A 20,895-nucleotide genomic window follows, 5' to 3' on the forward strand; every position below is an offset into this window, starting at 1 on the left:
CAGGAAAAATGTGCTCAATTATGAATTCAAAAAAAAACGACCTAAGCTGTTTGCCTAGGTCGTTGATACATTATAATCAGGAGGGGTTTTGTATTATTTTATCGTTGGCATTGATTTCATCCAAAGGAATCTTCCACTGCCATTCATTACTACCTGCATCCCGCTTATAGTTGTTTTCTAATACGGTGCTCACATGATTGCCGCCAGTCCTATCCAGAGGAAGGTTAAGCCGCTTCAGGTCAAAGAACCGGAATCCCTCTCCCCAGAGTTCGACACGACGCTGGACCATTATTTCTTCTATAAGCAGCTGGCCCGTATTAGTGCTCAGGAGGTATTTAGGGTCTCTGGCATGAGCCAATTCGTAGAGTACTTCTGCTGCCTTGCTGTTATTTCCTGATCTGGCCATGGCTTCAGCTTCTATCAAGACCATTTCGGAAGCTCTCATATAGGGTACATCACCCACAGAACTCGATTCACCTTGCGCAAGAAACTTCCTATTCATATAGGGTTTTTTCACAAATCTATTTGAAGGAGGCTCGAAAGTAGTTCCTGTAGGATCCCACAATCCTCTTCTCAGGTCTGTATCAGTCATTTTATCATAAAGGAGACTAAAAATGGCCTTGGGATTAGAACGGATATTGGTAGAACTAAAATTTAAGGACATATAAGCGAAATAGGAGGTAAAGTAAGTGGTCTGAAGGTCTATTTGATCAAAACCCCAGATCCACTCCGGATTATCGACATTATTAAACCCCTCAAAGAGCTCTGTTTCATTCATAATGGTATAGCCATTACGAGCTAGATTGGCAAAGGAAGCCGCTTCTGCAAATTTCCCTTGGCTTAGGTACGCTCTCGCTTTGATCCCATTGACCACATTGATATTTAAATGGGATTTGGCATATCGATCCTCATTCAGTAGTTTGCTCGCCTTCTCAAGGTCCTCATGCACCCGGGCATAGACTTCCTCCACGGTATTCCGTGGGCCACCCACGAGTATAGGCTCCAGTACTATTGGGACTCCCAGCTGGCTATTACTCCCAGCAGCATCATAGCGTTTGCCATAGAATTGCACGAGGTTCAGGTGAGCCCAGGCACGATAGGCCAGAGCCTGGCCCTTGATCACATCTATATCTGCCTTTGGACCCGAGGCATTGTCTATATTTGCGATGATCATATTAGCATTACTAATTATGGAATAGTAATATTCCCAAATGAATTGAACATCTGAGGATGTTTCACTGACATTAGTATTCCATCGATAGACGGAAATATAAAAGCCATTCCCCAGGGAGGTATTTACCAGATCTTCGCCAAGCATATCACGGATAATCATAGCCGCTCCTTCGCCCCCTTGCCCTTGGTGGCCAAATTGGAGGTTCAAAGCGCGGTGGATTCCATTCAAGGACGTCAGTGCATTTTCAGTAGTTAGGAAAATCTGATCTGCTGACACCGCATCGGTAGGCTGTGTATCCAAAAAATTAGGTTCACAGCCCATCATCAAGGTCAGCACAAGTAATATATATAGTGATTTTTTCATGAGAAGATTCTTTTAGAAGCTAACGTTTAAACCAAGTGTAAATGTCCTTGCAGGAGTATAGGTATTAGAAGTGACCCCGTTGAATCCTTGCGAAACAAACATCCCTTTCCTCTTTGATGCCCAACCCAAATTTTCTCCCGCCACATAAATGCTGGCCTGTGATACCTGCACCCTCTCCAGCAGACTCGCTGGAAGAGTATAGCTTAGATTTACAGACCTTAGGTTCAGGTAAGACCTATTTATCAACCATCGATCAGAAGCGGCATCGGAGTCGGAGGCATTATTGCTATCCATTTTCGGTACTTCGGTGATATCACCAGGTTTTTGCCAACGGTTTAAGATATCCTCATGTAAGGCGGAGCCCTCAGGAGAAGCGCCCATCAGTGAGCTATAAACATTGTCATAGATCAAGCCACCCACAGAGAAACTAGTCAATACACTCAAAGAGAATTTCTTATACGTAAAGGTATTGCTTATTCCGCCTGAGAAATCTGGTATTGCGGTTCCAGCACTATGGTATCGGGCATTATTCTGGCTTGTAGTCAGGGTATCCTGTCCTATAATTTTCAGATTATCATTAATTTTCCCGTTTTCATCATAGTAATTGTCAGCGGTGTATAGCCCTTGGCCAGTTTCGGGATCCACCCCCCTCCAGTCTCGCAGCCAGTAGTCATAAATAGATCCACCCACCACTAGTTTTTTACTTCCATTGATAAGTTCATCAAATGGCAGCTCCTTAAATTCATTCTTAAAGGTGGAAATATTGAGGTTTACATTCCACGAAAAATCTTTTTTGCGGAGGACATCCCCTTGTAATTGGAACTCTATACCAGAGTTTGACATGGCGCCGAGATTAGCAGGAATACTGCTAAAACCCGTAGTTAAGGACAATGGCACCTCGAAGAGTAGATTATCAGATATACGATAATAATACTCCAGGGTACCAGAAAACTTATTGCCAAAGGCAAAATCCACCCCTACATCAAATGTTTTATTGGCCTCCCATAATAGGCCTTTAGAAGCCAGGCTTTCCTGAAAAGTACCTGCCTCGTTAGCATTATTATAGTTTAGACCATATAAAGCCTGCCAAGGGTAGTAGTTTTGACTCCCATTGGAATATTGCACCCCATTATTTCCGACCTCTCCATAACTCATTCTTAATTTGATCATTTGGAAATAATCAAGGTTGAAAAAATTCTCCTTATCGATACTCCAAGCCCCGGCAACAGACCAAAACAGTCCCCAGCGTACATCTTTATAAAATCTGGAAGATCCATCTGTTCGTATGGAGGCAGACAGGGAGTATTTTTCATCATAGACATAATTAAATCGAGAGAAATAAGATTCTATTCTATCGGTATCCACACGACCAGAGGCAGAGTTTACAGTGACGAAATTATCAGGCTCCACATTACCATCTAATATCTGCCCTGATTTAATCACATGCTGCCGGTTATACTTATAGCTATAGCTTTCATGCGCCATCAATCCTTCCAGATAATGCTTGCCTTCAAAGGTATTTGCATAGCTCAGGATCTGATTGAAGGTGGTAGAGTTTTTTCGGATATTCAACCGCTCCATCAATCCTCCTGGTGCGCCATCTCCCACCACACGATTTTGATAGATCATCCCTAAATAAGAAGTGATGTCTGTAGAGATATTGGTTTTAAACTTAAAATCCTTCAAAAAACTCACCTCAGCATAGGCACGTGCACTTATGATATCCTCATCTGTAATATCCTCGTTGAGTATTGCCTCCTGGATGGTGTGTCGGCCCGAGTTAGCGCCAGATGGACGGAAGACAGATCCCAAATCTGTGCGATCTCCCGTATCAAAAATCTTTTGGCCATTCTCATCCAGAATAAATCCTCCGGTTTGTTGATTTTGAAGATAAACAGGAAAAATCGGCCCCATATTTCTGGCAAAGTAGAAGGGATTTACGATACCATTGCTTGAAGTGGTAGAGGCATAATTACCATCTATCATGGTGGCGGAGAGATTTACCCCTGTTTTTAGCCAGTCTGTGGCTTGAGTATTGACATTAATACGGCCAGTAATACGCTCCAGGTCGGATTTTAAAACGAAACCCTCTTCTTTCAGGTAACTAACACTGGTATAGAAATCCGTCGCCTCTGAGCCACCGGAATAGCTCATTATATATTCTCCTCTTCCACCAGACCGCGTCACATCATCAAACCAGTCAAGGCCTTGAAAATTATTAACTGCCAGAGGGTTTAGTTTTCCATCTATCCCCACTACTTCATTATCGGGGATATTATAGACATTATAATTTAGCACTTGGATTAGATTCTCCGTAGCATATTGACTGGCATCGACCTCGTTTTCGTTGCTGGAAGACATGATACCATTTTTGAGAGATTCCCACTGTAATGGATAATATTGATCAGCATTGACACGACCATATTCCGGAAGAGCCCTTGAAGACACCCCCTGTCTCACGTTGAGATTGAAAGTGGAATTATCCTTTTTCCCTTTCTTGGTGGTGATCATGATGACACCATTGGCAGCCCTTGCCCCATACAGTGCAGAGGAGGAAGCATCCTTAAGTACCGTCAAGTCGGCAATATCATTAGGTGCGATATTGGATATATCACCATCATATGGAACCCCATCGACCACATATAGCGGACTTTGGGAAGCATTTACTGAGCCCACACCACGAATCCGTACTTCAGGACTAAACCCTGGCTGCCCACTGGCAGAAGTGGTAAACACACCCGCCGCCTGTCCTTCCAGGACATTAGTGACGCTACTTACGGCTCGATTGGTTATTTCGGTATCCTTTATGGCCAGTGCTGAGCCACCAAAAGTATCCTTATGGGTAGTGCCATAGGCGATCACGATGACCTCGTCCAGATTTTGGGTATCAGGAACCATCGTCACATTGATCGTGGATTGGTTGCCTATAGCGATAGTCTCCGAGCTATAGCCTATAAAACTAAAAACAATCGTCGTCTGGCCCTCTGGCACTGCTATAGAATAATTACCATCCAAGTCTGTCACAACCCCGACTGTGGTTCCCTTTACCAGAACATTTACTCCCGGTAATCCCTGCGGCTCTTCCTTGGATATCACTCTTCCTGTTACCTTCTGGCTCTGGGCCCAAGCAGCAGAAAAAGCAAAGAGCAACAACACAATACTTAGTAAACTTCCCTTCATATTATTAATTTTAGGATTAAATAATTTTTTAATTCAGCAAGACATTCCTCTGAAATGGTGTCTTTTACCTATATTATCATAAACATTACTTGGTGAGGCTATTTTATGATAAATTAACATAAATTATTATAGGCATTATTTTCAACATTCAAAAAAACAGCCTTCCTAATCCAAGCCACAACCTGCAGGAAAACCTTAAATATTCAGGATAAAATAGAACCAAAAATCCACCCATTTCCCCGCAGAATATTAAGGTGAATTGAAGACTTTCTCTGGTTACAGCATATAAATACAGCTTTATAATGGAATGGGTGAATGAAAATTAAATTCTGAAAATTAGTCTACCTATTTATTATAAGTAAAATTTTCCTTAAAAATGTCATTAATATTCTTAATAAGCCTTTCCTCAAAAAAATGAGCTCCTATATAAATCTGCTTCAAATATAATGGTAAGCAGGCTCAAAGCAATAATCCTTGAAGGCTAATTGACAGCTAAAAAATTTCCATAAAAAAAAGATAAAAAATTACTAAAATTAAAATTGAATAGGTTCCAAAATTATAGATTCACACACAAAATGATGAAACACAATTTATACCCTTAAGCAAGTCAGATACGCAACTCCTAGTTTCTTAGGTTATTTTTACCGCTCACTAAATCTTTATTATTAATGTAAAAATCATTATTATATATATAAAATTTATTTTACTTTAAAAAACATCACGTTTTCTCTATAGAATAAAAGAGATTTTCAGAAATCACCCTTAGCATTGGAACTATAAAAGTGATTACCGCCTCCACTTCTGTAAATTTTTTGAAGGTCAGCAGATTTCCCGAGCCCCCCATATATTATAAACCCTGATGATCCACTCTGTATTTCGTCAAGTGGAAGTATAAGTGATTCTCCTATTCCCAGTTTTTGCAAGGCAGATTCGAAAGTCATCCAAAGACTACGCTCAAGCTCTCCATCATTTCAACTTTTGTCGAAAATCCATCTTTAGGTTTGCGTAAAAATGGGTATTTATATGTCCTCAGAACAAAAAAAACCGATGCCGAAAATCGACACCGGTTTATACGGTTGATTTACCTCTATCTACTTTAGCATAGGCTGAGGAATCTATACAATATCATAAAACATGCCATAAGCACAGGGTCCACAAAATAGGTTTGTGTATGCTACGTCGATAGATCAAAACCCCTATTTTCTCAATCTTTGGAGTATGCGATCTGTTTATTTACCTTTATTCATAAAATATTTAACATTTTCAAGATAAAAAGTCAAATACCATTTTTCCCTTTTAGTGACTTTTACTATTTTTAGTATAAAATAAACCAACCCTTAGCCCTTTACCAAGTAAAATACCTACCATAGCGGACTCATTAGACCAAAGAGCCTAGGACGATATAGGTATGACTGGCAATTATATTTCACTTTTCGAATTAGGATTTCTTTTTTAACAGTACTAATAGGAAATAACAACAATTTTTGAAGACAAGAGGCTCCACCATATAAAAAACATAATCTCATGAAAAATATAATTTTTGTCCTTACCGCGGTAATACTGATCAGTGGTTGTGGAAAAAAAGGGCAAAAAAAGCAAGCGCCAGTCCGTCAGGTCCCAGTGGTCATGGTGGTCAATAAGGATCTGCAAGGAAGCTACACCTTTCCGACGGAGTTTATGGGCAAGGTGCATAACGAAGTTCGCCCCAAGATATCGGGATATATTCAGGAAGTATATATAGAGGAAGGGCAGAAAGTCAGCAAGGGGCAGATGCTATTCAGGCTGGAGACCAATATCCAAACTGAAAATGCTGCTGCTGCCAGGGCAGAAATCAATGCCTCTCAAGCCGCCGTGCAAGCTGCTGAGGCCAGTGTGCAGGCAGCCCAGGTCAATGTGGATAAACTCATCCCTCTGGTCGAGCAAAATATCATCAGTAACGTATTGCTGGAGACGGCCCGGGCGGACCTCCTAAAAGCCAAGGGGCAGCTCAGCCAGGCCAAAGCAGGCTATGGCACCTCCCAAGCCAACTTTAAGGGAATAGAGGAGGACATCAAGTTCTCCGAAATCACCAGCACCATGGATGGTGTCCTTGGCCGGATCAACTACCGAACAGGAAGTCTGGTGAGCCCAAATGACCCTAAGCCTCTAACCACCATTTCGGATATCAGCGAGGTGTCAGGCTATTTTGCTCTCAACGAAAAACAGTATATCTATTTCTTCCAGCATTTTGAGGGGAAGAACCTGGAGGAGAAAATCCAAAATCTACCGCCAGTGCAGCTTATCCTGCCCAATGGCAGCATCTATGAGGAAACTGGTAAGGTGCAGGCCGCTACGGGGGAGATAAACCCCAATACTGGCAGTATCCAATTCAGGGTGGTATTCGAGAACCAATCGGAAATGCTCAAAAATGGCAGCACAGGCACCATCAAAATTCCTCGTGATTATAAGCAAGCATTGGTCATCCCTGAGTCGGCCACCTTTGAGCGACAGGGAATCACCTATGTATATAAGGTGCTTGGAGACAGCCTGAGCATGCAGACCATCACCCTCAAAGATCGGGTAAGCAACTATGGCGTGGTGGAAGAAGGGCTAAGTGCTCAGGACCAGATCGTCGCGACAGGCGTGGCGACACTGCGAGCAGGAATGCACATCAAGCCAAAAACCATCAGCCTAGACAGCATGGTCCAATCTATCAAGGCCGTGCGCTAGCAAAAGCTACCATCCGCCTATAATGCTAAAAATGAGTGATTTTATCTTAAGATATTTTTCATGATCAAGACTTTTATTGACCGGCCGGTACTCTCCACCGTGATCACCATCTTCATGGTGCTCCTGGGGGTATTGGGGATCTATTCTCTGCCGGTGACCCAGTACCCGGACATCGCTCCCCCCACCGTGCAGATTCAGGCCAATTATACCGGAGCTAGTGCAGAGACTGTTCTAGAGAGCGTCATCATCCCCATCGAGGAGGAGGTCAATGGCGTGGAGAATATGACGTATATCAATTCTAGCGCAGACAATACAGGCGCAGCGACCATCACGGTGTACTTCGAGCAGGGGGTGGATCCGGATATTGCCACTGTAAATGTGCAAAACCGCGTCGCCCGGGCCACTCCATTACTGCCTGAAGAAGTCAATAAAAGGGGCGTGGTGACACAAAAGCAGCAAACAAGTGCTTTGATGTTTATCACCTTCTATTCCACAGTGGAGGACTTTGACGATGTCTATATTCAGAATTATATGAATATCAATATTATCCCTCCCATCAAGAGAATATCGGGAGTGGGTGATGCGAAGGCATTTGGCATAAAAGATTACGCCATGCGGATATGGCTGGATCCGGCCAAACTCACCAACTATGGCCTGGTCCCTTCGGATGTCATCGCAGCCATCAATGAGCAAAGTCAGCAGGCCACCCCTGGCCAGATAGGGCAAAATTCCGGTAAAGCCTTCCAGTACGTCATTAATTACAGCGGAAAATATAGCGAGGCGGAGCAATACAAAAATATAGTGGTCAAAGTAGGAGAGGATGGAGAAATCCTACGCGTGGCCGATGTGGCAGAAGTAGAACTCTCTGCCTTCTCCTTCACCACCACTGGCAAGCTGGACGGGCATCCCGCCGTGTCCATGGCCATCTACCAGACCCCGGGCTCCAACGCCCAGAAAATCATCGAGGAGGTAAAAGCCCAACTAATCGCTAGCCGGGGCCAAATGCCCGCAGGTATTGATTATGATATCAACTATGATACTAATGAATTTCTGACCGCCTCCATGGAGGAAGTTATAAAGACGCTTTTTGAAGCTTTTATACTTGTCTTTATCGTGGTGTTCATTTTCTTGCAGGACTTCAGGTCCACACTGATCCCGGCCATAGCGGTCCCAGTGTCCATCATAGGCACCTTCTTCTTCCTCAATGTTTTTGGGTTTTCGATAAATCTGCTTACCCTCTTTGCCTTGATCCTGGCGATCGGCATCGTGGTGGATGATGCCATCGTGGTGGTGGAAGCCGTCCACGCCAATATGGAGAAGAAACCCGGGAAAGATATCAAGGACGTCACCAATGAGGCGATGGAAAGTATATTCTCCGCCCTGATCTCGATCACCTTGGTGATGATCGCGGTATTCATCCCTGTCACGTTCATTTCTGGTCCCACGGGAGTATTTTACAAGCAATTTGGAGTAACCCTCGCCATCGCCATAGTCTTATCGGCGATCAATGCCCTTACGCTCAGTCCCATGCTCTGTGCCTTGCTGCTAAAGCCCCATGTGGAAGATGGCAAAACCACTGTCATCAAGCGATTTTACGCTCATTTTAATGTGGCATTTGCTAAGCTTACCGAGCGATATGGCCGAGCCGTGGCGATGATTATCAACCAAAAATGGATCGCCCTATTGCTTATCGCCGGCGCAGTGGCGGCCATACTCTGGGCCAATGCCACCACTCCAACAGGCTTCGTCCCAAACGAGGACAGAAAAATCATTTTCTCCAATGTGGAGCTCCCCCCGGGCTCCTCCATGGACAGGACATACCAGGTCATGGAGCAGCTCAACGCGATCGTCTCTCCGATTCCCGGGGTGGACAAGGTGACCTATATGGCTGGCTTCAGCCTCATCAACGGCGCCGGAAGTAATTATGGATTGGCATTTATCCAGCTCACCGATTGGGAAGAGCGGAAAGGGGATGATGAGCTGGGGGTGGTTGCGCTGACGCGCAAAATGTTTGCCGTAAGCCAGGAGATCTCCGATGCCAAGGTCCTGTTCTTCAACCCGCCGAGTATTCCTGGATATGGAATAAGCTCGGGTTTTGAGATGCAGGTACTGGATCAGTCGGGCGGTACTGCTGAGCAGCTGGCAAGTGCCACTCAGGAATATATGGCGGCACTCACTGCCCGCCCAGAAGTACAGTATTCCCAAAGCAGCTTCAACACCAACTATCCGCAATATGATCTGCGGATCAATGTGGACCTGGCCAAGCAAAAAGGCGTAAGCATCAATGATATATTTGCCTCATTGAGTGGCTATGTGGGAGGGATTTATGCGGCAGACTTCACCAAATTTGGCAAGCAATATAAGGTCATGGTGCAAGCCGCTGCCGACGCCCGTGATGATATGGCCAAGCTAAATAGCATCTATGTCCGCACCAAAGACGGTGAAATGTCTCCTATTAATGAGTTTATTCATTTAGAAAAAATCTCCGGCCCCCAGTCCGTACAGCGCTTCAACCTGTTCAGCTCTGCCATGGTGAGCGGAGCTCCCGCCTCAGGATATAGCACCGGTGATGCCATTAATGCCGTACGGGAAGTGGCCGCGGATCACCTTCCTGCAGGTATGGACATTGATTTCTCCGGGCTAACCAGGGAGGAAATCAGCGCTGGCTCTCAGACAGTCATCATCTTTATCATCAGTCTGATCTTCGTTTACCTCCTGCTCTCCGCCCAATATGAAAGCTACGTATTGCCCTTGGCCATTATGTTTACCTTGCCGCTGGGAGTATCGGGAGCCTATATTTCTCAGAAAATTGCAGGCTTGGAAAACAATATATTCTTCCAAATCGCCCTGATCATGTTGATAGGATTATTGGCGAAAAACGCCATATTGATTGTGGAGTTTGCCCTGCAAGAGCGCCAAAAGGGCAATAGCATCGTGCAAGCAGCCGTATTAGGTGCCAAGGAACGACTGCGCCCCATCCTCATGACCTCTTTTGCCTTTGTGCTTGGGGTGATGCCCCTGGTCATGGCTTCCGGCGTCGGCGCCAATGGCAACCGATCTCTGGCCACCGGAGCAGCTTTTGGGCTGCTCGTGGGCACCATCTTCGGCCTTTTAGTCATTCCCGTATTATTTGTCATTTTCCAGTCCTTGCAGGAAAAAATCAAGCCCATCAAACTACTTCCAAAAGATGAATAGCATTCTAAAAAATATACTGCCTCTTGGGCTTTCTATCTGCTTACTCTGCTCCTGCCTGGCCACCAAGGATTATTCCAGACCTGAAACCTATGCAGTGGAACAATATAGAACCCAAAGAATCAGCCATGACACTAGCTCATGGGCAGAGTACCATTGGGAAGATATCTTTAGGGATAGCTACCTGAAGCAGTATATTACGGAGGCCCTTCAGGCCAATCTTGATCTACTCAAAGCACAACAAAACCTGCTCATCTCTGCCTCACTAGCGAAACAGTCAAAATCACTAATGGCCCCCACCGTCACAGGGGGCTTTACTCCTGCTTATATTTGGCCCTCTACGGAGACCTTTTTGGGCGATTCCTACCCCAACGACAGCCACTATTCGGATATCTCTCTGGGACTCAGCCTGGCTTGGGAAGCCGATGTATGGGGACGACTAACTAGTTTGAAAAAAGCCGCCGCTGCACAGTACCTGGCCTCCGAAAATATGCAGCGACTCATCAAGTCCCGGGTCGTCGGAACCATCACTAGCAATTATTACCTGCTTCTTTCCCTGGATGCAAAGGAAGCTTTTCTTAAAGACGCTATAAAAAACAGGGAGGAAGGACTCACCACCGTCCGTAGCCTCAAGGAATCTGGTTCACTGTCAGAAGTGGCGGTTATCCAAAATGAATCCCTGCTCAACATTGCTCAAACTATGCTGATCGATGTGCAACGTGAAATCAAACTTCGGGAAAATATCCTAAGTGTGCTCATTGGCCGTACTCCCGAGAAGCTGCCGCGGAACAGCTGGGAGGCCCAAAAAATCATCCCTCCACTTGGCTTAGGGATTCCGATGGATCTGCTAAACAACAGACCTGATATAATGTCTGCCGAATATGAACTGGTTCGCGCCTTTCAGCTTACCAATGTGGCCAATGCTAGCTTCTATCCTAAGATCTCCATCCAAGCCTCTGGCGGACTCAATAGTCAAAACTTCGACAATCTATTTAGCGTGAATGCCCTCTTTGGAAATCTTATCGGCAATCTTACCCAGCCAATCTTCAACCAAAGGCGACTGAGAACTCAGAAAGAGGTGTCAGTCGCCCGCCAACAAACGGCCTATTTGAACTATAAGCAAACGGTGCTCGAAGCCTATCGGGAGGTGTCCGATGCTCTCTATACCTATGATGCAGGCGCAGCAAAAATGACGATCCAGTCACATCAAAACCAACAATTGCGCCTAGCCGTGAAGTACTCAGAAACCCTTCAGGACCAGGGAATGGCCTCCTATCTGGAAGTCCTAGCGGCAAAAAATAATTCGTTGGATATCCAGCTGGACATCATCGACACCAAGCTATCTATGATGCTGTCCGCCGTGGATCTCTACCTGGCCCTTGGCGGCGGCTGGAAATAATCAGACCTGGCTCCTGCCATTATGGGTTCCGTCCTCTGCCAGGCAAACCACTGACATTCGCCGTCTGATTGGTACATTCCTGAAGGATTAGGTATTAAATAAGGCTCGCTCCTAGCTCGTCGATGGTATTTTTAATGATTGGTCATGGGCTTAGAGGTCTTTTAGCATCCAGATGGAGCAAGAGAAATGGCCAGAATCACCCAGAGGCTTGGAAAGCCGCCTGAACCCCACCTTTTCATACAAACTTACTGCCTGACCAAATAAGGGTATACTTTCGAGATAAAGCCCTTCATAGGCCATATCCTGAGCACTAGCGATACACTTTTCCATTAGGGTCTTGCCAATTCCCTTTCCCCGGGCCCCAGCATCCAAATATAATTTGACCAGCTCGGCCAGGCCTGATGGCAATCCACTGGTGGGATATACGCCACAGCAGCCGAGGATATTTCCATCCTCCTCTGCCAGCCAAAAAACAGCCTTCTCTGCCCGCTCAAAAAGGCCATGCAAATCCTCCATTTCGGGATCTGCAAATACCGTCCCCTCCCGCGGAGCATCATACTCCTCAAATACTGCTTGAATCAATTTTTTGACCGCAAGGTTATCCTCTTTTTCTATAAGGCGATAGGTATTCATAAGGCAAATTTACATTTTATCCATTATAATACCCCTCTAAATGGACTGAGAAACTCATTAGCTGGGAAATATTATTTCTACCCCCAGACCAGGATCCCAATCAATAATTATAACTCCTGGAGGAGCTAAGTGAGCCGATGAGACTTGATAAGGCTTGGCTTGCTATCATTGGTAATCCTATAAATAGGGGAGCTCGGGGAGGATAAAAAGGAAGTGATTTGAGGAAAGAAAAATGGCCCGATTGCTCCGCAATGTGATTTTTGCCTAATCACTATTAGGTAGAAGGGCTAGCACTGGGAGATTTTTACGGGAGCGCCAGAAAACAAAAATGGGTACTGCCAGATGAAGGCAGTACCCATTGGTGCAGCTATAGTCAGTCCCTTGGGGAAGGCTACGCCAAATAATGACTAAGGGGCTGTCTCAATAAAAAACAGCCCCTTCAAAAATCTTAGAATATATATCTCAAACCAACCTGCATGCCCCAAGTAGTAGAATAGCTACTTTGGTTTCTGAAAGGAGTGGTTACCAATTCATCAGAAGTTGTCTGAACGGTAAGGGCAGGAATCCCTGAAGCAGGAGTATCAGAGGCCAGGTTAAGCAGGTTTTCTGCTCCGTTTAGCTGCTGTTGTACTCCCCAGTTTTTGCTAAGAAGGTTACCCACATTTACGATATCCACACTTAGCTGAAGCGTATGCTTATGCGATCCAATTTCCGTAAATAGATCCTGGAGGATTCTTACATCCCATCTGTTTAGCCAAGGCATCAGGAAACCATTTCTCGGAAGGTACTCTCCTCTGTATTTCTCCAAGCCATTTTCGCTTACGAAAGCATCAAAAGCTGCTTTCTGCTCAGCTACTGTAAAATCACCATCTACCAAAGGAAGGTCATCGGTGTTATTAGGAAGGAAGATCAGGTCGGCGTTTATCCCATCATTATTGATATCATCTCCATAGTAATAGGAGAATCTACCTTGATGCGATCCGCTATAATACACGCCTACGGTGGTCGCAGCAAAATTAGAATATTCGAATCTATAGTTGATGTTTGCGACTACACGGTGAGGGATCGCATAATCAGAGATATGAAGCATCTGATCATTTGGACTGTTGATGATCGGGCTGGCACCCCAAGCGGAGTTGGCGCTAGAGCCAGAGTTGGCAGAAACCTCCTGCGATGCAGAATAGGTATAGAATACTGAACCAGATATGCCATTATAATCCGGCATTGTCAAACCAACTGTTGCACTGAAGGCATGACCTTTCACATCTGTATTAGTAAGTACGGTAGCGCTATTTCCACCCATTACTGAGTTATATGCTGTGCTTTGGCCAGGAAGGAAAAACTCCCTATCATCTCCATAATCGCCTACTTCTCCACTAGAACCATAATTCATAGTGTTGGTAGAGCGAGTTCTGTTTGCACCATACTGGAATACACCATTGATATCTTTGGTATAAAGGAGGTCAGCAGTAGCAATCAAAGGCGTATTAGGAATAACATAATCTGCTCCTAAGCTAGATCTCCATACCATCGGCATCTTAAATTCTCTATCCACCAAAGCAAATGAGCCTGGAGCTCCTTCAGAAGGAGAAGAGATAAACACGTCTTCTGCACCAGCAGGAACGTTATTTACATGGTAATATCTATCAGGCTGGAAGGTAATATTTCCTATCCATCCGGCTACGTCCTCATAACTTCCAGGCTCCACATTATTTTGGATCACACCTGCGTTGGTTGGCATATTGGTAAGCCATACGAAAGGTACTCGACCGGAGAAGGCACCTGTACCACCTCTAAGTGTGAAGGTTCTGTCGCCATTCACATCCCAGTTGAATCCTAATCTTGGAGAAACCATGATTTTAGACTTAGGCCAGTCGCCAGAGCTATAGTGCGTAGGCATACCGTATTTGTCCAGAAGGGTGATATTATCGATAGACTGGTTTGCAGTCAGGTCATTGAGGTAAATAGGAAGCTCTGCACGAACACCAAAGGTCAGGTCCAAATCTTCGTTTACCGAGAACTTATCCTGAGCATAGATAGAGGCAAGGCCAAAATTCACTCTAGAGTAAGTATCTTGTCCTTCATACGGATAGGTCAATCCAAACATGGTAGGCGCCACCTCATTGGCAGTGCCAGTGGTAAGGAAGTCCTCCACAGAGGCATATCGGTAATAAGAAGTACCCATTCTCACATAACTGTTTCCAAACTTCTGAATTTCAAAAGCTGCCCCAGCGGTGATGGTATGACTACCTTCTACATAAGTAAGGTTGTTTATGAAGGAGTAGTTGTCATTAACCACGTCATTATTATAAGAGAAAAGCTCAGTACCAAAACTCATATAGTTGATAGAACCTGGAGATTTCACACCATTTACGATCTCACCGCCATCCCAGATATCCACAAATGGGAAGAGCTGGTCACTTGGAGTGGTTCTGGTATCTCTGATTCTGGAATAAGTTGCCAGGAACTGGTTACTTAATTTGGCAGAGAAGTAGCTATTAAGTTCAGCAGTGATAGATCTCACAGAGTTTTCAAAGCCATAATTGGCATTTTCGAAAGCGATGGAATTCTGACCCACACGTGATCCATTGGAGAAAGGTGAGCGTGGTCTAGGACCAGAATTGGCGTTAGCCACCTGAGGGGAAATCCCCACCACCTGATTATAACGAACGGCTAGTTTGTGCTTTTCGTTGATATTCCAATCCACACGAGCAAGGAATTTGGTGCTCTCTTGTTTTGCTTCATTGGCATATCCCTGATATCTGCCTGGATCATATCCCCACTGGTTGATCAGGTGATCTCTTACTGCTTCTAGGTCAGCGACTGTTGTTCTGGAGATATTATTCTCTGGATCAGAAACACCATTAGTTGAGGGCTTCCATAGGTTGGCGCCAGAGGCATTTGCTCCTGTTTGGAGTTCTCTTTCAGCATTGACAAACAAGAATAGTTTGTTTTTGATGATAGGACCACCTAGTCTAAAACCAAAGTTCTGGCTAGCGGCATCAATTTTTTCCAGCTCATTATCTTCAATTTTACGACCTTGAAGATCCTGGTTTTGAAGGAAATAATAAGCGGAACCTTCAAAGGTGTTCGTACCACTTTTGGTAACGGCGTTGATACCGGCACCAGTAAACCCACTTTGGGTAACATCAAAAGGAGCGATGTTTACAGAGATTTCCTCAATCGCATCCAAAGAAATCGGCTGGGAATTACCTCCTGGTAGGGGGCTACCACTCAGACCGAAGCCATTATTGAAGTTGGCACCATCAATCTGCAGGTTATTGTACCTAGCATCTCTACCGGCGAAGGAGTTACCGTCTGCCTGAGGCGTAAGACGAGTAAAGTCCATGATACTACGATTGATTTGCGGCAAGTCGGTGATTGCTTTTTGTCCGACATTGGTCGCAGCGCCTGTTCTGGAGGCATTGAAGTCATCCAGACTGCTGGAGGTCACCACGATCATCTCTAGCTCAGACTCATCATCCAGTAGAATCACATCTACAGAATAGGGCTGGCCCAGACTTAGGTTGATATTGGTGATTTGAAGGGCCTGAAAACCTATATAACTTATCTCTAAGGTATAGGGTCCACCCACTCTTAGGTTGGCTAGATTAAACCGGCCATCGATGCTCGTCACAGCACCATACACGGAACCAGACGGCCCATGCGTGGCCTTTACTGTGGCACCGATTAACAATTCTCCTCGAGCATCAACCACATTTCCTCGAATGCTACTGGTTGTTACCTGCCCATACAGCATGGTGGTTCCCATAAGAACCATTACTACTGTTAGTAATTTTTTGAGTAAATTTTGCCTCATAAATTTTAGATATTGATTGATACTACTGATTTATTAAAAGGGAATACTAATTTTCAGCACAAAGGTATAGGACTTTACGGGGTTTTTATTTTAGTAATTGTTAAGTTTCTCCTTGCTACACGATACATTACTTAACATTAACTTTACCCACTTATAGAATATTCTTCTAAAGTTAAGAAGTATTTTAACTTTTCCCGAAAATATCAGACCTATACAGTCAAAATTTCTACAAAAAATTCTCTCACCTCCCTATCCTTCTTGCAGGGCACGTTTCTTTATAAAAAATATTTGTATTATCCTAAAAATATTGTATCATAAGCTCCATTATAATTCAAATTTGATTTCCTGTTTCGGCATTTATACCAAATAATTACAGCCTAAAACAAATAATAAAAACCTAAAATATGGAATCTTAATACGCTATAAGTAATAGTCGATTTATATCAGTAAAAATCATTGGAGCCTTTTCTATGAAATTTTACTAATCTCCGTTTCTTAAAATTCTCAGTACAAGCTGATAACAGTTCTCCAAACGTAAGAAGTCAAACCCCTATTGGCTCAGCCAAAATCTTAGCCTCCCAAAACATCATAATCCAATAGGATCTTAGTCAAGCACAGTTTTGTAAACAAAATAGTAGAATAAACTAATTTCGGGGGTTTCGAAGCCAGTTCCTCCCTGCCACCTATCACGCAAGCTACTGTATCTGGGCTATGAAAGCCTAAAAGTTAAGAACAGATAAGAGCCGATGGCAGAAGGCCAAGTACGATTTCGCAATAAAGAATATGGAAAATGGAAAAACAGTCATACAGAGAGCCTTGTATTTATTAAGAAGCGCCTCGTTAAATAATTGTAAAAAGCTAAAGTAGAGTCGAATTTTTAAGGATAATGTCCGATCTTGTGCACATGAGTAAAAAAGCGATTGGATGGCTTTATTTATATCTATTTGCAGGAATTGCCGACTTGGTTGCCATCGCCAAGGGTTTACAGGAGTATAGATTTTTCACCAAACCCCTAATTATAGTATCGTTAGGCCTGTTTTTTTATTTCACCACCCAGTCCATTCAGAAAAGCTTACTTCGCAAAGCAGTCCTTGCAGGCTTATTATTTTCTATGATTGGGGACTTTCTGCTGTTATTTCCTGATTTATTCTCCTATGGACTTGGGGCCTTTTTAGTAACCTTGATCTGCTATATTATCGTCTTTAAGCTCACCCAAAACCATCAGGTAAACCTAAGGTCGGTGAATTTCCTGAAGATTTTCTTCTATAACTTACCCATATATCTGATCACCGCCATCGTCTATTTCCTGATCAATGATCACCTATATAGTCTGAAAATCCCCGTTATCATTTATATGCTCACCATGGCCCTGATGGTGATCATCGCCCGCGAGAGGTTCCAGCGCACCAATATCCAGAGTTTTATTCAGATCCTTGCTGGGGCTTTTCTCTTCATGATTTCGGATAGCTTATTGGCCCTGGATATTTTCTTTCAGCCCATAGAAAATGGAGGAGTCCTGATCATGGGCACCTATATCATGGCTCAGTTGCTGATCATCATGGGCATAAGAAGCCACCTAATTCATAGCCCGGGAAAATAAACTATCCATGAATATTCGTAGGTATATTTCATAACAATTTAATCTAAACTTCTGGCTTAAACACTTAATTAGCCTTAGTTTAGTGACATTATGAAAAAAATAACCTTTCTTATCCTTGCTTTTATTATTGCTTTCCCCTCATTTGGCCAAGGCCAGAAGGAGCTAAAAGTAATTAGTTATAATATATGGAATGGCTTCGACTGGGGCAAGGATCCAGAAAGAAGGCTAGCCTTGGGCCAATGGATGAAGAACCAAGCGCCCGATGTAGTGGCCCTTCAGGAGCTCTGTGCTTATACCCCTGAGAAACTTCAGGAAGATGCCACATCCTGGGGTCATGACTATTCGGTATTACTCAAGACCACTGGCTATTCGGTTGGTATTACCTCCGCAGAGCCGATCGAGGTTCGCTCAAGATTATTTGCACCGCTGCACCATGGAGCCTTGCATGTGGTGATTGTAGGGATCGATTATCTAGTGATCCACCTGCACCCAGGCAGTATTCAGCGTCGCCGCGAGGAGCTCCAGTTGCTACGTGCATATATAGATGAGGTAATCCAGACTACGGAGAACCTGATGGTGCTGGGAGATTTCAATGCCCACAGCCCGCTAGATGCCTCGGTATATCTCGAAAACCAGGCTTGGCTGGAAGATAAATGGGAAAGCTATCAGGAGAAAGGATTGGATGGAAATATGGCCATAAAGCTTCAGCCAGATTATTCGGTGATGGCAGGCTTCCTGAGCCTTCCTTTATATGATGTGGTATGGCAAAGCAAGGGTGCTTCCAAAGACAATGTGAGCTATCCAGCCATGGCGCTTAGCGATAAGGAAAATCAAGGCACAGAAATCCCCGGCAATGAGCGAATAGACTATATAATGGTTTCTGAAGACCTGCAACCTAGCATCATAGAGGCCCATATTGGGAATAAGGAAGACAATTGGTATTTATCAGACCACTATCCCGTAATCGCCACATTTAATTTGCCAGCCAACTAGGCAAAAAGGAAAATTCCCCGCTCCCGCCATTTTAGCATAATTATTTAGCAATTATAGTCTAGCCACGGGTATTGCACAGGAAGATTTAATCCTTGGACTATTGTTTTTTTGCATCAAAAAAACCAGATGGCGATGGCCAGGCCCAAGGTCAATATGGTAAGCCAATTACGCTTTTGCCACAGGCTTATTCCTGCAAAAAAGAGTAAACTGAGATGGGAAAAACCTAAGTGATCCAAATGGTCGGTAAATCCTTCAAGGCCATTTTCATAGGCAAAAGGATAAAAAGTATGGATAGAAATTCCCGAAATGACTTTCATATACTGATCAATAGAGAAGGCCATTACTACCAAGGATATTGAGGCAATTGCTAATAAAAGCATCACTCCATATTGCTCATGCAAGCGATTATATTTGGGTTTGGCTCCTTTAATCATGTTTAGAAATGGATATAAACCTCAAATAAACTGCCCTTGCTAGGTAAAAAATTATAAACCCATAAAATATAAATCCTACCAAAAGAGAGGGAAGGCCAATTCCATACCGAATGCTCAGCACTGCTATAAGTGAAATGGACAATAACATTCCTCCCGTCCATCTGATTAATAAAGGCTTTAGCGCAATAAAATCAGGTTTTTCCTGTCTTTTTTTCTTCGTTCTTTCGAGATAAATAATAAATCCACTAATAGAAAGAAAGCCGGAAGTAAAGGCAAGAATGGCATAAATAATCTTTAAGCTCATCCCCCCAAAATCACCAAAATGGAGTGCTTCCTGAATATAGTAAAGCTTAGTAAGCTTTCCCTCTTCATTAATTTTGAAGCGGGACACTATCTCCAATTGCTCTTTTGTCAGCACCAGCTTATTTGACCTTCTCTCATACGCCTGCCCAGCGACATCCCCCAAAACATGGATGAGACCGTCTCCATTGGTGCTCGGACGAATATCCCAAGGCACCATTTCAGGAAAAGCCTGTTGGGTAATATCCATTATCCGATCATAATTAAGAACAAACCGCTTATCCAGTTCTGCACTGAGGGGTTTGTGATCGGGAGAATACGCATTGGGGAGCTCCTTTCCTGCAGCAGTCATGATATAGGATTGCCATCCAAGCCAAGCGCCAGAAATGGAGATCATAAGGTTAAAAATCAAGGCTGCTGCACCAATATATTTATGTAGATCGGCTTGGGTAATACGCATATTCTTGCGCCGAACTTTACCGAAGCTTTGTTTCTTCATAAACTTCCCATAAATCAAAAATCCGGTAATCGTGGACACCAGCAAGGCCAGCCCAATTAACCCGACGATTTGCCGGCCATAGTTTGCCTCATAGAAGCGGACGTGGATATTTCGAAGGAAATAACTGAAGGTCTTGAAATAATTTCTTTCGCCCAGGATTTCTCCCGTATAGGGATTTACAAACACCTCCCAAAACATGGGGTTAAACTCCTCGGCCTCATTTGGCCGAAGGCGGATATTCCATGAATCAAGGTGTTCTCTGGGCAGTTCCACCTCAAAAAGGTATTTATCAGGATGCATTTCCAATACTTCCTTCACCGCCTTGCTGAGTGAGGCTCGTTGTGGAGAAGGCTGCACCTTGGTCAATTGGGGATTGAGCAGCTGATCTACTTCTGGCCTAAAAAGTGCTGCAGCACCCGTTAGGCTTAGAAAAGCGATCATCAGTCCAGCGTAGAGGCCGACCCAATTGTGAATTTTCCAAAGTAGCTTTTTGTCCATATGCCAAATCCCCCAAACCATCCAAAAGGCTGGTAGGGGGATATTAGTTTAAGTATTTCCCGATGGGGGATGCAAAAATAATAATTCTATTTCAAATGCCG

Annotated in this window: 11 protein-coding genes; 5 read left to right on the top strand and 6 right to left on the bottom strand. The window is 44.0% G+C overall.

Annotated elements, in window-relative coordinates; genetic code table 11:
* Positions 1–76 precede the first annotated feature (76 nt).
* The gene (locus tag B050_RS0102215; RefSeq protein ID WP_018472243.1) at positions 77–1,537 is read right to left on the bottom strand and encodes a RagB/SusD family nutrient uptake outer membrane protein; all 1,461 of its coding nucleotides are present in this window, start codon (positions 1,535–1,537) and stop codon (positions 77–79) included.
* 12 nt (positions 1,538–1,549) lie between these two features.
* Positions 1,550–4,717 (bottom strand): SusC/RagA family TonB-linked outer membrane protein, encoded by a 3,168-nt coding sequence (locus B050_RS0102220; protein ID WP_018472244.1) that lies wholly within the window; start codon positions 4,715–4,717, stop codon positions 1,550–1,552.
* A gap of 1,524 nt (positions 4,718–6,241) precedes the next feature.
* Here B050_RS0102220 and B050_RS0102235 point away from each other — a divergent pair.
* From B050_RS0102235 to B050_RS0102245, 3 genes are read left to right on the top strand one after another with little or no spacing between them, the layout of a single operon-like run.
* On the top strand, positions 6,242–7,426 hold the full coding sequence (locus tag B050_RS0102235; protein ID WP_018472247.1) for an efflux RND transporter periplasmic adaptor subunit: 1,185 nt from the start codon (positions 6,242–6,244) through the stop codon (positions 7,424–7,426).
* A 60-nt stretch (positions 7,427–7,486) separates the two neighbouring features.
* Complete coding sequence (locus B050_RS0102240) at positions 7,487–10,621, top strand: efflux RND transporter permease subunit (protein WP_018472248.1); 3,135 nt, start codon at positions 7,487–7,489, stop codon at positions 10,619–10,621.
* Positions 10,614–12,017, top strand: a complete 1,404-nt coding sequence (locus B050_RS0102245) for an efflux transporter outer membrane subunit (RefSeq protein ID WP_018472249.1) — start codon at positions 10,614–10,616, stop codon at positions 12,015–12,017. Before B050_RS0102240 ends, B050_RS0102245 begins: the two co-directional genes overlap by 8 nt.
* Positions 12,018–12,167: 150 nt before the next feature.
* On the opposite strand, the gene B050_RS0102250 is transcribed toward B050_RS0102245, so the two are convergent.
* Together B050_RS0102250 and B050_RS0102255 are read right to left on the bottom strand one after the other, a co-directional pair.
* Entirely contained in the window at positions 12,168–12,650 is a 483-nt protein-coding gene (locus B050_RS0102250) for a GNAT family N-acetyltransferase (RefSeq protein ID WP_018472250.1), read from the bottom strand.
* 448 nt (positions 12,651–13,098) lie between these two features.
* On the bottom strand, positions 13,099–16,470 hold the full coding sequence (locus B050_RS0102255; protein ID WP_026235553.1) for a TonB-dependent receptor: 3,372 nt from the start codon (positions 16,468–16,470) through the stop codon (positions 13,099–13,101).
* A 904-nt stretch (positions 16,471–17,374) separates the two neighbouring features.
* Between B050_RS0102255 and B050_RS0102260 the strand changes: the two genes are divergently transcribed.
* Positions 17,375–18,070, top strand: coding sequence for a lysoplasmalogenase (locus B050_RS0102260; protein WP_018472252.1), 696 nt, complete (start codon positions 17,375–17,377; stop codon positions 18,068–18,070).
* 90 nt (positions 18,071–18,160) lie between these two features.
* Entirely contained in the window at positions 18,161–19,063 is a 903-nt protein-coding gene (locus B050_RS0102265) for an endonuclease/exonuclease/phosphatase family protein (protein ID WP_018472253.1), read from the top strand.
* Positions 19,064–19,176: 113 nt separating this feature from the next.
* Here the strand turns inward: B050_RS0102265 and B050_RS0102270 are convergent, their stop codons facing one another.
* Both B050_RS0102270 and B050_RS0102275 read right to left on the bottom strand, forming a co-directional pair.
* Positions 19,177–19,497, bottom strand: a complete 321-nt coding sequence (locus B050_RS0102270; protein WP_018472254.1) for a hypothetical protein — start codon at positions 19,495–19,497, stop codon at positions 19,177–19,179.
* Positions 19,490–20,815: a PepSY-associated TM helix domain-containing protein gene (locus B050_RS0102275; protein WP_229802423.1), complete on the bottom strand. Its 1,326-nt coding sequence runs from the start codon at positions 20,813–20,815 to the stop codon at positions 19,490–19,492. The genes B050_RS0102270 and B050_RS0102275 overlap by 8 nt, the downstream gene beginning before the upstream one ends.
* Positions 20,816–20,895: the final 80 nt, after the last annotated feature.

The organism is Echinicola pacifica DSM 19836 (assembly GCF_000373245.1).
In the GTDB taxonomy this organism is placed as follows: Bacteria; Bacteroidota; Bacteroidia; order Cytophagales; family Cyclobacteriaceae; genus Echinicola; species Echinicola pacifica.